Below are 16,029 nucleotides of genomic sequence, written 5' to 3'. Positions count from 1 at the left end.
ACGGTTCCCCCGCATGTCCCTCGCCCGCGCCTGGTTGCGGATCCCGTTCTGGCAGCGCGTCGCCGCCGGCTTCGTGCTGGGCGCGCTCGCCGGCTGGCTGGCGGGCCCCGCGGCGCAGACCTGGCTCGGCCCGCTGGGCACGGTCTACGTCAACCTGATCAAGATGATCGCGATCCCGCTGGTGTTCTTCGCGGTCGTGAGCGCGGTCGGTTCGCTGGCCGGGCAGCGCTCGATCGCCGGGCTGGCCGGGCGCACCTTCCTGTGGTTCGCGGTCACCGCGGTGCTGGCGGTGGCGGTGGGGCTGGCCGCCGGCTGGCTGTTCCGGCCGGGCGTGGGCGTCGACGCGGCCAGCCTGCAGGTCGCGGCCAACTACCGGCCGCGCGAGGTGCCCGGGCCGCTGGATGTGCTGCTCAACATCGTGCCGGAGAACCCGTTCCGCGCGCTGGCGGCGCTGGGCGCGGGGAAGACGGGCGATGGGCAGAACGTCATCGTGCCCAGCAACTTCACCATCCTGCAGGTGATCTTCTTCGCCGGGCTGGTGGGGTTCTCGCTGGTGAAGCTTGGCGCGAAGACCGAAGGCCTGCGCGGGCTGTTCGACCAGGCCCGCGAGCTGATGATCCAGGTCACCCGCCTCGTGCTCGAGGCCACGCCGCTGGGCACCTTCGGCCTGATCGCGGCACTGGTGGGCAGCTATGGTTTCGGCCAGCTGCTGCCGCTGGGCAAGTTCGTGCTCGCGCTGTACGCGGCCTGCGCCTTCCACATCGTGGTGGTCTACAGCGGGCTGCTGCTGGCGCACGGGCTCAACCCGCTGAAGTTCTTCCGCGGCGCGGCGCCCGCGATGCAGGTGGGCTTCGTTGCTTCCAGCAGCTTCGCCGCGCTGCCGCTTTCGCTCACCAGCGCCACCCACAACCTGGGCGTGGACCGCGACTACGCCAGCTTCGCCGTGCCGCTGGGCGCCAGCATCAAGATGGACGGCTGTGGCGCGATCTACCCGGCCCTGGGCGCGGTGTTCATTGCCCAGTTCATGGGCCTGGAGCTGTCGACCGGCCAGTACTTCATCATCGCCCTGGCCTCGGTGCTGGGCAGCTTCGGCACCGCCGGCGTGCCGGGCACGGCGGTGATCATGGCCACGGTGGTGATCAGCGCCGCCGGCCTGCCGCTGGAGGCGATCGGCATCCTCTACGCCATCGACCGGATCCTCGACATGATGCGCACCATGACCAACGTGACCGGCCAGGTGCTGGTGCCGGTGCTGGTGGCGCGGCAGACCGGCCTGCTCGACCGCGAGGTCTACGAGCGGGCGTCGAGCAACGTCGGGGTCGAGGCCGGGGAAGCACCAGGGAGCGGCTGATCGGGGCAGGGCCCGGGTGGCGTCGCCTGCCCCGGCGCTTGCCTGGCGCCAGGCGTGCCGGCCGGGCATGACTTTCCGCCTACGGTGGCCCGGCGCCAGCTGCAGTAACGTGGGCCGTCCATACCGGGCAGGAGGTGCCCATGAAGTCCTTGCTTGCAGGCGTGCTGCCGTGGCTGCTGGCCGCGGCGCCGGCGTTCGCTTCCGAGGGCGACCGGTGGGAGATCCCGGTCGCGGTGAAGAAGCTCGACAACGGCCTGACCGTGGTGGTGTCCGAGGACCGCAGCTCGCCGGTGGTCGGGGTGAGCGTGGTCTACGGCATCGGCATGCGCCTGGAACCGCGCAACCGCACCGGCTTCGCGCACCTGTTCGAGCACCTGATGTTCGAGGGCTCGGAGAACGCGCCCGAAGGCACCTTCGACCGCGTGATCACCGGCGGCGGCGGCCGCAACAACGGCTCCACGCGGCCGGACTTCACCAACTACATCGAGGTCGCGCCCTCGTCCGCGCTCGAACCGATCCTGTGGCTGGAGGCCGACCGCATGCGCATGCTCGACTTCAATCCGGCCACGCTGAAGAACCAGCAGGACGTGGTGAAGGAGGAGATCCGGGTCAACGTGCAGAACCAGCCCTACGGCGGCTTCATGTGGCTCGACATCGGCTTCGAGGCGTTCGAGAAGTGGGAGAACAACCACGACGGCTACGGCAGCTTCGAGGACCTGGAGGCGGCCACGCTCGACGACGTGCGCGCCTTCCACCGCGACTACTACGGCCCCAACAACGCGGTGCTGGCGCTGGCCGGCGACATCTCGCCGGAAGAGGGCTTCGCTCTGGCGCAGAAGTACTTCGGCGACATCCCGGCGCGCCCGGTGCCGCCGGCGCCCGACTTCAGCGAGGGGCTGAACACGCGGGAGAAGCACGTGGTCCAGGCCGACAAGCTGGCCCAGGTGCCGGCGGTGGCGATCGCCTGGAAGATGCCCGGGCGCGGCAGCCCGGACCAGCCGGCGATGGCGGTGCTCGGCGCGCTGCTGGCCAATGGCGACGCCTCGCGCCTGTACCAGGGCCTGGTCAAGGGACGCGAGCTGGCGCTCAACGTCGATTCGCTCTATGGCCTGACCAGCGAGTGGGAGTACAACGGCCCGACGCTGTACACCGTGTTCGCGCTGTACAAGCCCGATACCGACGCCCACGCCATCGTGCGCGCGGTGGACGAGGAGATCGCGCGGATCGTGTCCGAAGGCGTGGACGACGCGACCCTCGCGCGCACCAGGACCGCGCTGCTGGCCGACTGGTACAACGGCATGGAGCCCTTCATCTCCCGCGCCGACACCCTCGCCAAGCTGCAGCTGCTGTGGGGCGACGCCGGCGTCGCAAACCGCATCCCGGACTGGATCGAGGCGGTGACATCGGCGGACGTGCAGCGCGCCGCCAGGACCTACCTCGTCGCGCCCAACCGCACCGTGATCGACCGCGTGCCCGAGGCGCTGCTCGCCGCGCGCCGCGACGACGTCCCGCAGGCCGAGTGAGGAGACCGCGATGAAGCAGACGATGCAGCTGTTCCTCCTCGCCGCCTGCGTGCTGGCCGCGCCCGTGATCGCGGCCGGGCCCGCGGTCTTGCCGCCCGACCTGCCGCCGTACGCGCCCGACAAGCCGCTGCCGGTGCCGCAGATCGAGCGCCGCACCCTCGACAACGGGCTGGAAGTCTGGGTGGTGCCGCGCGACGGCGTGCCGCGGGTGGACTACGTGCTGGCCATGCGCGACGCGGGCCATGGCGCCGACCCGGCCGACGCGCCGGGCTTCGCCGCCCTGTTCGCGGGCCTGCTGTCGGAAGGCACCGCGCGGCGCGATTCGCGCGCGATCGCCGAGGCTGCGCAGTCCTACGGCGGCGGCGTCGCCGCCAGCGCCAGCAACGACGGCGTCCTGGTGAGCGCCAATGCGCTGACCAGCCACGCCGCGCCGATGCTGTCGCTGCTGGCGGAGATCGTGCGCGAGCCCGCGTTCCCCGACAACGAGGTGGCGCTGGGCAAGGCCAACGCGCTGCAGTCGCTCAGGGCGGCGCAGGCGCAGCCGTCCTTCCGTGCCGCGCGCGAGCTGCTGGCGGCCACCTTCGGCGACCATCCCTATGCCCGCACCCAGCCCACCGAGGACTCGATCGCCGCGGTCACGCCCGAGGCCCTGCGCCGGGCGCACGCGCAGCGCTTCCGTCCGGACCGCGCCCTGCTGGTGGTCGCCGGCCGGGTCGAACCCGAGGAGATCTTCCGCCTGGCGCAGTCCGCGTTCGGTGACTGGACGGCGACAGGTCCGGCACCGGATCCCGCCCCGGCCGCGCCCCGCGAGGCGGCTCCGGCGCGCGTGCTCGTCCAGCGCGATGGCAGCGTGCAGGCCACGCTGCGCCTGGGGCGTCCCGCGCTCGCCGCCACCGACGCGGACTACGTGCCGGCGATCCTCACCGGAACCCTGCTGGGTGGCGGCTTCAGCAGCCGCGTGAACCAGAACCTGCGCGAGGACAAGGGTTACACCTACGGCGCCAGCGCCGGCTTCTCCACCTCGCGCATGGGCGGACGGGTGCAGGCGGGCGCGGACGTGCGCAACGAGGTCGCCGGCGCGGCGCTGCAGGAATTCTTCTCCGAGTTCCGGCGCCTGGCCCAGGAGCCGGTGCCCGAGCAGGAGCTGCTCGACAACAAGCGCTACGTGGCCGGCGGCTACCTGATCACCAACCAGCTGCAGGGCGCGGTGGCGTCCACGCTGGCTTCGAACTGGCTGGTGGGCCTGCCGCCGGAGTTCCTGTCCAGTTACGTGCCGCGGATCCAGCAGGTCGATGCGGACCAGGTCCGCGGGATCGCGCGCAGGTACTTCGACCCGAAGGACCTGTCGATCATCGTGGTCGGCGACGCCGCGGCGATCGAGGAACAGCTCGGCGAGTACGGCCAGTTCCGCAAGGTCGAATAGCCCGCGGGATCCCGCGTCGGAGCCGGCCCCCATCCCGGCCTTCCCCCGCAAGCGGGGGAAGGAGCGGAACCCCGACTCCGCCGCCCGTGCCCCCCTCCCCCGCGTGCGGGGGAGGGCCGGGGAGGGGGCAGTTCCAGGCGTCATGCCCGACGGTGCCGCGTCGGACCTGGCCCCGTCCCGGCCTGCCCCGCAGGCGGGGGAAGAGCGGGGCCCCCGGCCGCGCCGCCCGATATCTTTCCTCAGCCGTTGCCCGCGGGCGCAGCCGTAGCCGCCGGCGCGCGTGCCGCCCACCAGGCGAACGCGGCCGCGGTGAAGAACATCAGCAGGCTGTAGACCGCCGCCGGAACCGACATCGCCGCGTTGCCCAGCACGCTGAGCGCGATGAAGATCGCGAGCGTGCCGTTGTGGATCCCGATTTCCATCGCGATCGCCACCGCCTGCCGTTTCGGCAACCGCAGCGCCAGCGGCGCCGCGTACCCCACGCCCATGCTGGCCAGGTTGAACAGCAGGCAGGCCAGGCCCACCACCGCGAACCAGGCCAGCAGCGTGCTCCAGGCCTGGACCACCGCGGCCACGATCAGCAGCGCCAGCACCAGCGCCGACAGCAGCCGCACCGGCTTCTCCATGCGCGCGGCGAAGCCCGGGGCGAAGCGGCGCACCGCCATGCCGATGGCCACCGGCAAGACGATGATCACCGCCACCTCGATGATCTTCCGCACCGGCGGTGGCACGTACTGCCCGGCGCCGAGGAAGTATTCGAGCGACAGGTTCAGGATCACCGGCAGGGTGGCCAGGCACAGCAGGCTGTTGATCGCGGTCAGGGTGATGTTGAGCGCGACGTCGCCGTGGGCGAGGTGGCTGTAGATGTTGGCGGTGGCGCCACCGGGCGAGGCCGCCAGCAGCATCAGCCCGACCGCCAGTTCCGGCGACAGCCGGAACAGCAGCGCCAGCGCGAACGCGACCCACGGCAGGACGCCGGTCTGCAGGAACAGCCCCAGCAGCACCGCGCGCGGGTACCGCGCCACGCGCCGGAAATCGTCGAGCGTCAGCCCCAGGCCGAGGCCGAACATGATCACGCCCAGGGCGAGCGGCAGCAGCAGGGTGGTCAGGAGGGACGACTGCATCGGCGAACTCCCCGGCGGGTCGGATCAGGCAGGCGGAGGGGCCCGGCGCCCGGCGGCCAGGCGCGCGGCCAGCCAGGCCGCGGGGACCGGCAGCAGCACGCCCGCCACGGTCATCCAGGCCGGGTGCGGCAGCAGGGCGGCGTTGAGCAGCACCCCGGCCACGATCAGTCCGCCCACGCACAGCGCCGCGCCGGTGGGATGGCGGCGGGCGACGCGGGCCGCGACGGCGGCGCCGACGAACGACGCGAGCGTCCAAGCCATCAGGATCCAGAGCTTCTTGCCGAGGGTGGCGGACGCCACGAGGCGGGCGAGATCCTCCTCGCGGTCGAGGTCGATGCCGGGCGGCAGCGGGAACAGCGACATGCCCAGGTACTCGACCAGCAGCACCGTGGCCAGGGCCACCACCAGGCCAAGCACGACGGCCACGACCGTGCGGATCATCCAGCGCTCCTCCCCAAGGCTGCGGGCAGTGTACGCGTTGGCCGCGCCGGCGCACCCCCCGACCCGCACCGGGCCGCCGCGCCCCCAACGAAAAAGGCCGCCTTGCGGCGGCCTTTCGGGCTTCCGGCACCGGCGCTCAGCTGTCGCTGCCCAGCTGCGCCACCCGCCGCGCCTGCAGGAACCTGCGGGCCCAGTAGCCGGTATCGAGCTGGGACACGGTCACGTCGCGGCCGGTCCGCGGGGCGTGCAGGAAACGGCCGTCGCCGATATAGATGCCGACGTGGTCGACGCGCTTGCCGCGGCGGCCGAAGAACACCAGGTCGCCGGGGACGAGGGAGCTGCGCTCGACCTTCTCGCCGTCGCGCGCCATGTCGCGCGAGATGCGCGGCAGCTCGATGCCCAGCGCGGTGCGGAACACGTAGCCGACCAGGCCGCTGCAGTCGAAGCCCGCCTCCGGGCTGGTGCCGCCCCAGCGATAGGGCGTGCCGAGCAGGGCCAGGCCGCGCTTGAGCAGGGTCTGGGCCGGGCCTTCGGCGGGCTCGTCGCGCTTGGCGGTGGCCGGGGTGGCGGCCGCCCGCGCCTGGATCAGCTGGTCGACGTCGCTGGCGAACAGCAGGTCGCGCTCGGCGCCGCGCAGTGGATCGGCGATCAGGTTGCGGGTCACGGACGCGGGCGCGGCGACGGCATCGGCCGAATCGGCGGCCAGGCCGGGACCGGCGAGGGCGGGGACGGGAAGCAGGGCCGCGAGGGCGCACAGGAGGGAGAGTCGCAGGCCGGCCCCGGGCCGTTTGGGGTGGAGGCGGGCCTGGGCGGACGGAAGGGATGCGGACGTCACGCGGTCTTCACGGGCTGCGGATCAGCGGCGCAGTGTGCCGGAGTGAAGACGGCGTGATGTTAAATCACGGTTAGACAAACCTGTCCAAGCGTGTGATTCGGCTCACATTCCATGCGCCGGCCGTGCGTCGGGCGGCCGTGCGACCCGCATGGGCAGGGCGATTGGCCGCTGGCTGAACGCCGGATGGTCCGCCGGCGGCCGCTGCGTCCTCAGCGCAGTACCCGCTTGGCGCCGGTGTAGTGGCGGCGCCAGTAGCTGCCGTCCAGATGGTCCAGCCGCACGGTGCCGCCGCTGCTCGGGGCGTGGACGAACCGGCCCTCGCCGACGTAGATGCCCACGTGGGTGACCTGCGAACCGTTGCCGAAGAACACCAGGTCCGCCGGGGCAAGCTGGCGCGGTTCGATCTTCGGGCCCTGGAAGGCGGCCAGCTCGCGCGAGGTGCGGGGCAGGCGCAGGTCGAGCATGTCGCGGAACACGTAGTTCACCAGCCCGCTGCAGTCGAAGCCGCCCTCGGGGGTGTTGCCGCCGTAGCGGTAGGGCGTGCCCACCAGGCTGATGGCGCGCATGAGCACGGCATTGGCCGCCGCCGGGTCGCTGGGCGGCACGACCGGCCACTCCCGCGCCGGCGGCGTGGCGGCCGGCGGCGGGCCCGGGCGGACCTGGTCGCGACCGCAGCCGGCCAGCACGACGAACAGGGCGAGCAGGCCCGTCAGGCCCCAGATGGTCGGGCGCGGGGTTGGCGCCGGTGTGGTGGAGACCGGATAATGCGCGGCTCCGTCGTCCGTGGCGGGGCGGGTGCGGTTCGATCGCATGCGCTGCATCCTGCACGGGCCGTTCCTTCCAGACAAGTCGCGGCCCGCGCCGCGCGAGCGAGCGCCATGAAGATCGAGAAAGACCGCGTCGTCCGTTTCCACTACACCGTCTCCGAAGTCGGCCAGGAACCGCTGGAGTCGTCGAAGGAGGGCGGGCAGCCGCTGGCGATCCTGGTCGGGCACGGCAACATCATCCCGGGCCTGGAGAAGGCGATGGACGGGCGCGAGGCCGGCGAGAGCTTCAGCGTCGACGTGCCCGCCGCCGAAGCCTACGGCGAGCGCCGCGAGGGCCTGGTCCAGCGCGTGCCCAAGAAGCACTTCGGCGCGCAGAAGCTGGCCCCGGGCCAGCAGGTGGTGCTCAACACCAACTTCGGCCCGCGCGCGGTGACCGTGCAGAAGGTGGGCCTGAGCGTGGTCGACGTCGATCTCAACCACCCGATGGCCGGCAAGGACCTGCACTTCGACATCGAGATCGTCGAGGTGCGCGAAGCCGATCCGGTCGAGATCGAGCACGGCCACGTCCACGGCGACGGCGGCCACCAGCATTGATCCCGCGGCCCGCGCGGGCCGTGCCTGATGTGATGTAATCCCCCGGGCCAAACGGGGGGAAGCCATGCCGCGCCTGCTGCTGGCCGCGTTCGCGGCCATGCTGTCGTTGTGTCCATCGGCCATGCTGCCGGCGCGCGAGCCGCCGCCGTCCGGCGACGGGGAAGCCGCGCCGGGCAGGCCGCGCGCGATCGACCCCGCCGACCTGTCGGCCTACGTCGACGGGCTGGTGGAAGGCGCGATGCAGCGCGACGGGGTCGCGGGCGTGACGGTGGCGGTCGTCGACCGCGAGGGGCTGCTGCTGCTGCGCGGCTACGGCATCGCCTCGCAGTCGCCCCGGCGCGAGGTCGATCCCTCCGCGACCCTGTTCCGGATCGGCTCGGTGTCCAAGACCTTCACCGGCCTGCTGGCCCTGCAGCTGGTCGACGAGGGCCGCCTGGACCTGGACGCCGCCGCCAACAGCTACCTGCCCGACGCGCTGCGGCTGCCCGACGACGGCTACCCGCCGGTGCTGGTGCGGCACCTGTTCACCCACACCGCCGGGTTCGAGGATTCGGCGCTGGGCCACCTGTTCGTCGATCGTCCCGGGCGTGTGTTGCCGCTCGAGGACTACCTGCGCCTGCACCGCCCGCGGCGGGTACGGCCGCCGGGCACGGTGGCGGTGTACTCGAACTACTCGCTGGCGCTGCTGGGCGCGGTGGTGGCGCAGGTGGCGGGGATGCCGTTCGAGGCGTTCGCCGAGCGGCGGCTGTTCGAACCGGCAGGCATGCGCCTGACCACCTTCCGCGAACCGCTGGCCGCCGGCGACCCGCGCCGGGCCGGCGCCGCCTTCGACCGGCGCTGGGCGCAGGGCTTGCGCCGCGAGGGCGGCGGCTTCGCGCCGCAGGCGTTCGAGCATATCGCCCAGGTGGCGCCGGCCGGCAGCGCCTCGTCCACCGCGCACGACATGGGGCGCTACCTGCGCATGCTCCTGCGCGGTGGCGAGCTCGACGGGGTCGAAGTGATCGCGCCCTCGGCGCACGCGCGGCTGCTGGGGCCGGCGCTGTTCCGCAACGCACCGGAGGTGGGCGGTTTCACGTATGGATTCTTCGACTGGCGGCTCGGCCGGATGCGCGTGCTTGCCCACGCCGGCGCCACCAACTGGTTCCATTCGATGATGGTGCTGGCGCCGGAGGCGGGCGTCGGCATCTTCGTCTCGACCAACAGCGATTCGGGGCGCGCACTGGCCTCGCAGCTGCCCACGCGGGTGCTGGAGCACTACTTCGCGCAGGCGCGCACCGCGCCCCCGGCGCCCCCCGCGGCGGGCGTGGAGGCGGCCCGCTTCGCCGGCCACTACGCCAGCCTGCGCCGCAACGAGAGCACCACCGAGAAGGCGATGGCGGGGCCGCCGCTGCAGGTGGTGGCGGCCGGCGAGGGCGTGCTGCTCGCCATCGGCGGTGGCCATGTGCGGCGCTGGATCGCGGAGGGTGGCCTGGTGTTCCGGGAAGCGGAAGGGCCGGGGCGGATCGTGTTCCACCAGGACGCGGACGGGCGCATCGCCGGCTTCCACGACGCCGCCGGGCACGACTCGTACGAGCGCGTGCCGGCCTGGCGCGACACCCGCTACCTGCTGCCGACGATCGGGCTGGCCGGCGCGACCTCGCTGCTGGTGCTGGCTGGCGGCTGGCTGCGTCGTGGCCGGCGCGACCCGGCCGGGCCCGCCGCGCGCAGCGCCGCGTTCTGGATGCAGGTGTCGGCGCTGGCCTGGCTGGGCTTCTGCGGCGGCCTGCTGTGGTACGCACAGCGCACCATGGGCGACCCGGCCGCGGCGTTCTACGCCTATCCCGGCACGCTGCTCACGGCGCTGCTGTGGTCGGCGCCGCTGCTGTTCGTGCTGGTGGCGGTGGACCTCTGGCACCTGCGTGCGGCCTGGGGCGCGCGCGGCTGGAGCCTCGGCCGCAGGCTGCGGCACGTGGCCGCGGTCCTGGCATGGCTGCTGGCCGCGGCAGCGCTGTGGCAATGGAACCTGGTCGGCTGGAAGCTGTGATGGCCGCGCCGCCGGGTCCGCCATCGCTCCCGCCGGTGCCGGTGCCGGCGCCGGTCGACGCGGGCCGGCGCATCCATGTCCTCGATGCCCTGCGCGGCTTCGCCCTGCTGGGCATCTTCCTGATGAACATCGAGTGGTTCACCCGGCCGCCGCAGCACATGGGCCAGGGCCTCGACCCGTCCGCGACCGGAATCGACCGCATCGCCGCGCTGGGCGTCTACGTGCTGGTGCAGGGCAAGTTCTGGGTGCTGTTCTCGCTGCTGTTCGGCATGGGATTCGCGCTGATGTCCGGGCGCCACGGCGGCCCCGCGTTCCAGCGCGTGTACCTGCGACGCTGCCTGGCGCTGCTCGGCTTCGGGCTCGCCCACGGCCTGCTGCTGTGGAATGGCGACATCCTGCATGCCTACGCCATCGCAGGTCTGCTGCTGGTGGCCTTGGACGGCATCCCGCGCCGCCGCTGGCCCTGGCTCGGGGCGGGGCTGTACCTGGGCATGGCGGCGGGCGTGGCCGCGTACGGCCTGGTGCTGGACCTGGCGCAGCCGGGGTTGCAGCAGGAGTTCGTCGACATGGCCGCCGAGTACGAAGCCGGAGCGGCGGCCGCGGCCGCCGCACTCTCCCGTGGCAGTTGGGCCCAGGCCGTGCGCGAGAACGCGCATGCCTTCCTCACGCTCACGCTTCCCGGGCTCGTGGTGCTGCTGCCGATGGTCCTGGGCGTGTTCATGCTCGGTGCCTGGCTGTACCGCACCGGCCGGTTCGAGGACGTGGCTGCGCACCGGGGCTGGTTTGCGCGGCTGGCGGCCTGGACGCTGCCGCCGGGGGCGTTGCTGCTCGCGTTCGCGCTGTCGGCCGGGACCGGCTTCGACGGGATGCGCGAGGCCGGGGCGATGATGCGCGCGATGGGGTGGATGTTCCTGGCCAGCTTGCCGTTGGCGCTCGCCTACCTGGCGTTGTTCGCGCTGGGGTTCGGCGCGCCCGGGCCCGGGCGGATCCTGCGGTGGCTGGCGCCGGCCGGGCGCATGGCATTGACCCACTATCTGCTCCAGTCGCTGGTGGCCGCGCTGCTGTTCCACGGGTATGGGCTCGGCCTGTGGGGGCAGGTCGGGCGCGCGGGGCAGGTCGGCCTGGTGCTGGTGGTGTTCGCGCTGCAGGTGCTCGCGAGCCACTGGTGGCTCGCACGCTTCCGCTTCGGCCCGATGGAATGGTTGTGGCGCTGGATCAGCTATGGCTCCGCGCCGCCGATGCGCGTGCGCTGAAACCCGCGCGTTGGAACCCGTGCCGAAAAAAAACTGCGCATTGAAACCATCCGAGGCGTCGCAGTACCGCGTTTACACTGCGCGGATGGGCGAACGCAGCGATATCCTCGTGATCGGGGCAGGCGTCTCCGGGCTGGCGAGCGCGCTGTGCCTGCTCGAACGCGGCCGCGGCGTGCGCGTGATCGATGCCGGGCGCGTGGGCGGCGGCAGTTCGCACGGCAACTGCGGCACGCTCACGCCCAGCCACGCGGGGCCGCTGCATGCGCCGGGCATGGTGGCCCAGGCCTTGCGCTGGATGTTCACGCCCGATGCGCCGTTCTACGTGCGCCCGCGGCTGGATCCGTCGCTGTGGCGCTGGCTGCTGCGCTTCGCCGCGCGCTGCAACCCGCGCGACTGGGCGGCGTCGGCGCGCCCGCGCGCGGCCATCCTCCAGGCGTCGCGCGAGGCGTTCCCCGCATGGATCGCCGACCATGGTCTCCACTGCGAATTCGCCGAGCCCGGCGCCGATTGCGTGTTCCGCGATGCCGCGCAGCTGGAGGCATACGCGCGCCTGCTGCCGGCGCTTCAAGAGATGGGCATCGCGTCGCGGCTGCTCGACGGCCGCGAGTACCTCGCCGGCGAACCGGCGCTGCGCGAAGGCGTTGCCGGCGCGGTGCACTTCCCGGGCGACGCGCAGCTGCGGCCGGACCGCTACGTGGCGGAACTGGCGCGGGCGGTGGTGGCGGCCGGGGGCGTGGTCGAGACCGGGTGCGAGGCGAGCGGGGCCGAGGCCCTGGCCGATGGCGTGCGCGTGGCCACCTCGCTGGGCGAGCGCCGTGCACGCGACGTCGTGCTGGCCACCGGCGCATGGTCGCCGCTGCTTGCGCGCTCGCTGGGCCTGGGCTGGCTGCGCGGAGCGATGCAGCCGGGCAAGGGCTACTCGATCACCTACGCGCGGCCGTCGCGGGTGCCGCGCCGGCCGCTGACGCTGTACGAACGCAAGATCTGCGTCACGGTCTGGGAGGACGGCTTCCGCCTCGGCAGCACGATGGAGTTCTGCGGCCACGACGCCAGCCTCAACCGCCGCCGCCTCCTTGCGCTCGAGCGCGGCGCGGCCGAGTACCTGCACGAGCCGGTCGGGCCGGTGAAGCGCGAGGAATGGTATGGCTGGCGCCCGCTGTGCTGGGACGACCTGCCCATCATCGGCCGTGCACCCGGACACCGGCATCTTTGGCTGGCGACCGGCCACGGCATGCTCGGCGTGAGCATGAGCCCGGCCACCGGGCGCCTGCTGGCGGAACTGGTGACGGGGCAGGTGCCGCACCTCGATCCCGTCCCGTATTCGCCGGAGCGTTTCGCATGAGCCAGCCTGCTTTCGATTTCGACCTCGTGGTGCTGGGCGGCGGCAGCGGCGGCCTGGCCGGTGCCTTCCGCGCCGCCGGGCACGGCGCGCGGGTGGCGCTGCTGGAGCCGGGCGAGCTGGGCGGCACCTGCGTCAACGTCGGTTGCGTGCCGAAGAAGGCGATGTGGCTGGCGGCCGGCCTGGCCGGCGACGTCGCGGTGGCCGCGCAACTGGGGTTCGACGTGCCGGACACGCCCGCGCTCGACTGGCCGACCCTGGTCGCCGCCCGGCAGCGCTACATCCACGGCATCCATGACAGCTACCGGCGCCGCCTGGACGAGGCGGGGATCGTGCTGGTGCCCTCGCGCGGGCAGCTGGTCGATGCGCACACGGTGGCGTGCGAGGACGGCAACCGTCTGCGCGGACGGCACCTGCTGCTGGCCACCGGCTCGCGGCCGCGGCGGCTGGACGTCCCGGGCGCGGGGCTTGCCGGCGTGTCGGACGACTTCTTCGCCTTCCACGCGCCGCCGGGCCACGTGGCGCTGGTCGGCGGCGGCTACATCGCGGTGGAACTGGCCGGCGTGCTGCAGGCGCTCGGTTGCCGGGTGGACGTCCTCGCGCGCGGCGAACGGCTGCTTGGACAGTCGGACGCGGAACTGGTGGAGCGGCTGCAGGAGGACTACCGCCAGCAGGGCATCGGCCTGCACCTGGGCCGGGAACTGGCGGCGATCGAGGGCGGGCCGGGCGCGCTGCGGCTGCGCGACCACGCCGGCGAGGTGTCCGGTACCTATGCGCACGTGATCCTCGCCGTGGGCCGCGAGCCGAACACGTCCGGCATCGGCCTGGAGCGGGCCGGGGTGGAGCTGGACCGCAAGGGCCACGTCGTCGTCGATGCCTTCCAGCGCAGCAGCGTGCCGCACATCGCTGCCGTGGGCGATGTCACCGGCCGCGCGATGCTCACCCCGGTGGCGATCTCCGCGGCGCGTCGTGCGATGGACCGCGTGTTCGGCGGTCGCGACGATGCGCGGCTGGACTACGACGACGTGCCGACCGTGGTGTTCTCGCATCCGCCGCTGGCCGCGGTCGGCCTGACCGAGGCCCAGGCCCGCGAGCGCCACGGCGACGCCGCGGTGCACGTGTATCGCAGCCTGTTCCGGCCGATGCGCCAGGCCCTGGTCGACCGGCCGCGCCACAGCCTGTTCAAGCTGGTGTGCGTGGGCGACGAACGCCGCGTGGCGGGCATCCACCTGCTGGGCGAGGGGGCGGACGAGATCCTGCAGGGCTTCGCGGTGGCGCTGAAGCGGGGCATCACCCTGGACGACCTCCACGACACGGTCGCGATCCATCCGACCAGCGCCGAGGAAGTGGTGCTGATGCGCTGAGCGCTGCGGCGGGGCGCGCGCCATCACGCAATGCGCGACGGCGCGCATCGCCTCCGTGCGCAGGCAGGGACTCAGGGCTTGCGCGGCGCGGACACGCCCTCGCGGGTGTGCTCGATCGGGACGATGCCGCCGTCGGCGTCGTAGTACAGGTGCTCGACCGCCACCGCGCGGCGACCGAGCCCGCCGGCATGGTCGCCGACCGTCAGCACGCCGTTGTGGTAGAAGAAGTACCACTGGCCCTTGAACTCCACGATCCCCGGGTGGATCGTGAAGCTGTTCTCCGCCGGGCCGCTGATCTCGCCGCGATAGGTCCACGGCCCGGTGATGGAGGGCGCGGTGGCATAGGACACCAGCTCATCCTCCGACAGCGACGGGTCCCGTGAGGCGTAGGTCAGGTAGTAGGTGTCGCCGCGCTTGTGCACCCATGGGCCTTCCTCGTACTTGGGCAGTTCGGCCTGCAGGATCGGGCCGTCGAGTTCGACCATGTCGGGCTTCAGGCGCGCGTAGTAGAAGTTGGCGTTGCCCCACATCAGCCAGGCGGTGCCGTCGTCGTCGATGAAGACGGTCGGGTCGATGTCGTCCCAGGTGTGCGGCCCCTGCGGCGTCATGTCGTTGCTGACCAGCGCGGTGCCGCGCGCATCGACGAAGGGCCCGGTCGGGCTGTCGGACACCGCCACGCCGATCGCCTTGCCCGGCCGGGTCCGGTCGTGCTCGACCGTGGCGTAGAAGTAGAACTTGCCGTCCCTTTCGATCGCCTGCGAGGCCCAGGCATCGCGGCTGGCCCACTGGAAGTCGGTCGGCTTCATGACCGGGCCGTGGTCGGTCCAGCTCGCCATGTCGGTGGTCGAGTACACCCGCCACTCGACGATGTTGAACATCTCCTCGCCGCGCGCCATGTCGTGGCCGACGTAGAGGTAGAGTGTGTCGCCGACGACCAGCGGCGCCGGGTCGGCGGTATGGCGATCGGTGATCAGCGGATTGGGGGCGCCATGGGGCGCGGGGCCGGCGTTGGCGCAGGCGGCCAGCAGGAGGCAGGCGGTCGGCAGCAGGCGTTTCATCGGCGGATCCTTTGCGGTGCGCATCCGGGCACGGGATGCGGGGAAGGGGACGGCAGGGGGAAGGCATGCGCGGCGCGGGGATGGCGACGGCCGCGGACGGAAGTGGCGGGCGGGACACGGGCCGGGTGCGGTCGCGGGACCGTACAATCCCGGCCATGGAAATCTTCACCCTGCATCGCGGCACGGCGCCATTGCTGGTGAGCCTGCCGCACGACGGCACCCTCGTACCCGACGACATCGCCGCGCGGCTGACGCCGCAGGCGCGGCGCGTGCCCGATACCGACTGGCACATCGCGCGCCTGTACGCGTTCGCGCGCGAGCTGGGCGCCTCGGTGCTGGTGCCGCGCTTCTCGCGCTACGTGATCGACCTCAACCGCGGCGAGGACGATGTCTCGCTGTATCCGGGCCAGAACACGACGGGGCTGTGCCCGGTCGTGCGCTTCTCCGGAGAGCCGGTCTACCTCGAGGGCCAGGCGCCCGACGAAACCGAGGTGCGCGCGCGGGTGGAGCGCTACTGGCGCCCCTACCACGAGGCGCTGCGCGGCGAACTGGCGCGCCTGCGCGCCGCGCACGGCCGCCTGGTGCTGTGGGAGGGCCACTCGATCCGCGGCGAGCTGCCGTTCCTGTTCGAGGGCCGGTTGCCCGACCTCAACCTCGGCACCGCCGGCGGCGCCAGCGCCTCGCCGGAACTGCGCGCGCGGCTGGAAGCGGTGCTTGCCGCGCAGGACGGCTACGACTGGGTCCACAACGGCCGCTTCAAGGGCGGCTACATCACCCGCCACTACGCCGATCCCGCGCGCGGCATCGAGGCCGTGCAGCTGGAGATCAGCCAGCGCATCTACATGGACGAGGACAGCTTCGCCTACGATGAGGCGAAGGCGACGCGGGCGCAGGCGGTGATCCGACGGCTGCTCGAAGCCGCGCTGGGCTGAGG

Annotated in this window: 14 protein-coding genes; 9 read left to right on the top strand and 5 right to left on the bottom strand. The window is 72.7% G+C overall.

Going from position 1 to position 16,029, the window contains the following annotated elements:
• Positions 1-13 precede the first annotated feature (13 nt).
• From FQY79_RS04410 to FQY79_RS04400, 3 genes are all read left to right on the top strand, one after another.
• Entirely contained in the window at positions 14-1,351 is a 1,338-nt protein-coding gene (locus tag FQY79_RS04410) for a dicarboxylate/amino acid:cation symporter (protein WP_146311185.1), read from the top strand.
• A 140-nt stretch (positions 1,352-1,491) separates the two neighbouring features.
• Positions 1,492-2,874 carry a M16 family metallopeptidase gene (locus FQY79_RS04405; RefSeq protein WP_146311183.1) on the top strand — a complete coding sequence of 461 codons (1,383 nt, stop codon included), beginning with the start codon at positions 1,492-1,494 and terminating at the stop codon, positions 2,872-2,874.
• A gap of 10 nt (positions 2,875-2,884) precedes the next feature.
• Positions 2,885-4,297: a M16 family metallopeptidase gene (locus FQY79_RS04400; RefSeq protein WP_222434246.1), complete on the top strand. Its 1,413-nt coding sequence runs from the start codon at positions 2,885-2,887 to the stop codon at positions 4,295-4,297.
• Positions 4,298-4,536: 239 nt separating this feature from the next.
• Here the strand turns inward: FQY79_RS04400 and FQY79_RS04395 are convergent, their stop codons facing one another.
• The 4 genes from FQY79_RS04395 to FQY79_RS04380 all read right to left on the bottom strand — a co-directional run bounded on the left by FQY79_RS04395 (position 4,537) and on the right by FQY79_RS04380 (position 7,518).
• The gene (locus tag FQY79_RS04395) at positions 4,537-5,421 is read right to left on the bottom strand and encodes a bile acid:sodium symporter family protein (RefSeq protein ID WP_146311181.1); all 885 of its coding nucleotides are present in this window, start codon (positions 5,419-5,421) and stop codon (positions 4,537-4,539) included.
• Between the two features lie 24 nt (positions 5,422-5,445).
• On the bottom strand, positions 5,446-5,862 hold the full coding sequence (locus FQY79_RS04390) for a hypothetical protein (RefSeq protein ID WP_146311179.1): 417 nt from the start codon (positions 5,860-5,862) through the stop codon (positions 5,446-5,448).
• Positions 5,863-5,998: 136 nt separating this feature from the next.
• Positions 5,999-6,526 (bottom strand): C40 family peptidase, encoded by a 528-nt coding sequence (locus tag FQY79_RS04385; RefSeq protein ID WP_186759774.1) that lies wholly within the window; start codon positions 6,524-6,526, stop codon positions 5,999-6,001.
• Between the two features lie 380 nt (positions 6,527-6,906).
• Positions 6,907-7,518 carry a C40 family peptidase gene (locus FQY79_RS04380; protein ID WP_425463177.1) on the bottom strand — a complete coding sequence of 204 codons (612 nt, stop codon included), beginning with the start codon at positions 7,516-7,518 and terminating at the stop codon, positions 6,907-6,909.
• A gap of 57 nt (positions 7,519-7,575) precedes the next feature.
• Between FQY79_RS04380 and FQY79_RS04375 the strand changes: the two genes are divergently transcribed.
• From FQY79_RS04375 to gorA, 5 genes are all read left to right on the top strand, one after another.
• Entirely contained in the window at positions 7,576-8,058 is a 483-nt protein-coding gene (locus FQY79_RS04375; protein WP_146311175.1) for an FKBP-type peptidyl-prolyl cis-trans isomerase, read from the top strand.
• 64 nt (positions 8,059-8,122) lie between these two features.
• A complete protein-coding gene (locus tag FQY79_RS04370) occupies positions 8,123-10,081 on the top strand; it encodes a serine hydrolase domain-containing protein (RefSeq protein WP_146311173.1) in 1,959 nt (652 codons plus the stop codon).
• Positions 10,081-11,334 carry a DUF418 domain-containing protein gene (locus FQY79_RS04365; RefSeq protein ID WP_146311171.1) on the top strand — a complete coding sequence of 418 codons (1,254 nt, stop codon included), beginning with the start codon at positions 10,081-10,083 and terminating at the stop codon, positions 11,332-11,334. Before FQY79_RS04370 ends, FQY79_RS04365 begins: the two co-directional genes overlap by 1 nt.
• Positions 11,335-11,419: 85 nt before the next feature.
• A complete protein-coding gene (locus FQY79_RS04360; RefSeq protein ID WP_146311168.1) occupies positions 11,420-12,676 on the top strand; it encodes an NAD(P)/FAD-dependent oxidoreductase in 1,257 nt (418 codons plus the stop codon).
• Positions 12,673-14,037, top strand: coding sequence for a glutathione-disulfide reductase (gorA, locus tag FQY79_RS04355; protein WP_146311166.1), 1,365 nt, complete (start codon positions 12,673-12,675; stop codon positions 14,035-14,037). Before FQY79_RS04360 ends, gorA begins: the two co-directional genes overlap by 4 nt.
• Positions 14,038-14,108: 71 nt before the next feature.
• Here the strand turns inward: gorA and FQY79_RS04350 are convergent, their stop codons facing one another.
• Positions 14,109-15,095: a glycoside hydrolase family 43 protein gene (locus tag FQY79_RS04350; RefSeq protein WP_146311164.1), complete on the bottom strand. Its 987-nt coding sequence runs from the start codon at positions 15,093-15,095 to the stop codon at positions 14,109-14,111.
• A gap of 155 nt (positions 15,096-15,250) precedes the next feature.
• On the opposite strand from FQY79_RS04350, the gene hutG reads away from it, so the two are divergent.
• Positions 15,251-16,027, top strand: coding sequence for an N-formylglutamate deformylase (gene hutG / locus FQY79_RS04345; protein WP_146311162.1), 777 nt, complete (start codon positions 15,251-15,253; stop codon positions 16,025-16,027).
• Positions 16,028-16,029 lie beyond the last annotated feature (2 nt).

The organism is Luteimonas wenzhouensis (assembly GCF_007859305.1).
Taxonomy (GTDB): Bacteria; Pseudomonadota; Gammaproteobacteria; order Xanthomonadales; family Xanthomonadaceae; genus Luteimonas; species Luteimonas wenzhouensis.
This window is presented reverse-complemented; position numbering and strand designations above follow the sequence as displayed.

Excerpts from the sequence above, each read along its gene's own strand:
- FQY79_RS04410 (WP_146311185.1), top strand. The coding sequence starts at position 14 with ATGTCCCTCGCCCGCGCCTGGTTGCGGATCCCGTTCTGGCAGCGCGTC.
- FQY79_RS04405 (WP_146311183.1), top strand. The coding sequence starts at position 1,492 with ATGAAGTCCTTGCTTGCAGGCGTGCTGCCGTGGCTGCTGGCCGCGGCG.
- FQY79_RS04400 (WP_222434246.1), top strand. The coding sequence starts at position 2,885 with ATGAAGCAGACGATGCAGCTGTTCCTCCTCGCCGCCTGCGTGCTGGCC.
- FQY79_RS04395 (WP_146311181.1), bottom strand. The coding sequence starts at position 5,421 with ATGCAGTCGTCCCTCCTGACCACCCTGCTGCTGCCGCTCGCCCTGGGC.
- FQY79_RS04390 (WP_146311179.1), bottom strand. The coding sequence starts at position 5,862 with ATGATCCGCACGGTCGTGGCCGTCGTGCTTGGCCTGGTGGTGGCCCTG.
- FQY79_RS04380 (WP_425463177.1), bottom strand. The coding sequence starts at position 7,518 with ATGCAGCGCATGCGATCGAACCGCACCCGCCCCGCCACGGACGACGGA.
- FQY79_RS04375 (WP_146311175.1), top strand. The coding sequence starts at position 7,576 with ATGAAGATCGAGAAAGACCGCGTCGTCCGTTTCCACTACACCGTCTCC.
- FQY79_RS04370 (WP_146311173.1), top strand. The coding sequence starts at position 8,123 with ATGCCGCGCCTGCTGCTGGCCGCGTTCGCGGCCATGCTGTCGTTGTGT.
- FQY79_RS04365 (WP_146311171.1), top strand. The coding sequence starts at position 10,081 with ATGGCCGCGCCGCCGGGTCCGCCATCGCTCCCGCCGGTGCCGGTGCCG.
- FQY79_RS04360 (WP_146311168.1), top strand. The coding sequence starts at position 11,420 with ATGGGCGAACGCAGCGATATCCTCGTGATCGGGGCAGGCGTCTCCGGG.
- gorA (WP_146311166.1), top strand. The coding sequence starts at position 12,673 with ATGAGCCAGCCTGCTTTCGATTTCGACCTCGTGGTGCTGGGCGGCGGC.
- FQY79_RS04350 (WP_146311164.1), bottom strand. The coding sequence starts at position 15,095 with ATGAAACGCCTGCTGCCGACCGCCTGCCTCCTGCTGGCCGCCTGCGCC.
- hutG (WP_146311162.1), top strand. The coding sequence starts at position 15,251 with ATGGAAATCTTCACCCTGCATCGCGGCACGGCGCCATTGCTGGTGAGC.